Here is a 1,313-nt window from a genome sequence, read left to right as displayed (position 1 = left end):
TGTCTAGTCCTGAAATAGGTTTACACCTGTTTCAGTCTAAAAACGCCCGATGCACCGCATCGGGCGTTTTGTATTTCAAAGCCAGATGTGGCCGTTCTGAGTTGTAAATCGACACCGACTCATCAACCATTTTCACAGCGTCCGCCAAATTTCTGGGCCGATGCAGTAAAAACTCGGTCTTCAAAATACCATTCACTCTCTCAGCCATCGCGTTCTGATAGCAGTCATAACCGTCGGTCATTGAGCACCTGATCCCGACCTTGGCATGCAAACGCTGGTAAAGATCGGAGCAGTATTGGGCTCCGCGATCTGAGTGATGAATCAGTGGCTGCGTTGTTTTTCGCTCGCCAACGGCTTTGTGCAGTGCCTTGATCACAGACTCGGTATGCAGACTTTCATGTACATGATGACCAACGATCTTGCGTGAGTACGCGTCGGTTATCAGGCTGACATAGGCCACACTTTCCTGTGTCGGCAGGTAGGTAATGTCTGCAACCCAAACTTGCTCGGGCCTGCTGGCTATAACCTGTTCAGGGCCTGCTTTGAGCAGGTTGGGATGACGGCGGAAACGATGATGACTATGAGTGGTTTTATGATAAGCCCGCTTGCGAGGAACCAGTTCCCGCGCTTCTCGCAAGATGGCAAATAGCCGATCCCTGCCGACACAGGGAACCGACTCAGCCTCAGTGCTCATCAAGTAATGCAGCTTGCGCGCGCCTAGTCTGGGCTGGCGTCGACGCTTTTCCAGAACGAAGTCCACGACCTTTTGGTCTTCACAGACTCTCGCATCAAAAGCGCGATTGCGCTTGTAATACGCTTGGCGCGAAATTCCCATGAACAGGCAAGCCCTGGTGATGTTCAGGTCTTTGATTTGCCCTTGCGTGAGGACTTGCCGGGTCGCTTTTTTACGATGGAAACACCGTAGTCATTTTTTAGAACGTTCACGACAGCTTCAAAAAACTGGGCCTTCTGATTGCTCAGCGCCAGTTGCTCTTCAAGCTCTTTAATACGCTGCTCGGGTGTCAGCGGGAGGGGTGGTTCGGTCATAAACCTGGTCCTCGGCTCTCGAATCGATGCACCTTGGCTCCAGTCCTGCCGACCATGCTTGCGTAACCAAACCAGCACCGTTGACCGGCCCTGGATGCCATAGCGCCGTTGGGCTTCTTTATAACCCAACTCGCCTTTTTCAACTTGATCTACGACCGACAATTTAAAAGCTAGCGTGTAGTCGCGCTGACTGCGCCTTTTGCCCGAACCCATTGAATCCTCCTGAGGATAGGTCAGAAGGTGTAAACCTTATTCAGGACGGGACA

General features: G+C 51.9%; 1 protein-coding gene. It reads right to left on the bottom strand.

The genetic code is table 11. The features are described 5' to 3' along the window. Window positions 1–31 precede the first annotated feature (31 nt). A protein-coding gene (locus B347_RS0123385; RefSeq protein ID WP_192812412.1) for an IS3 family transposase occupies window positions 32–1,260 on the bottom strand; the annotation gives its coding sequence in 2 pieces (ribosomal slippage) (window positions 32–909 and window positions 909–1,260; 1,230 coding nt in all). Between the last annotated feature and the right edge of the window lie 53 nt (window positions 1,261–1,313).

The sequence above is a fragment of the Pseudomonas psychrophila HA-4 genome, from assembly GCF_000282975.1.
In the GTDB taxonomy this organism is placed as follows: Bacteria; Pseudomonadota; Gammaproteobacteria; order Pseudomonadales; family Pseudomonadaceae; genus Aquipseudomonas; species Aquipseudomonas psychrophila_A.
The sequence above is the reverse complement of the archived record's forward strand: the minus strand, read 5'-3'. Positions and strand labels throughout refer to the sequence as shown.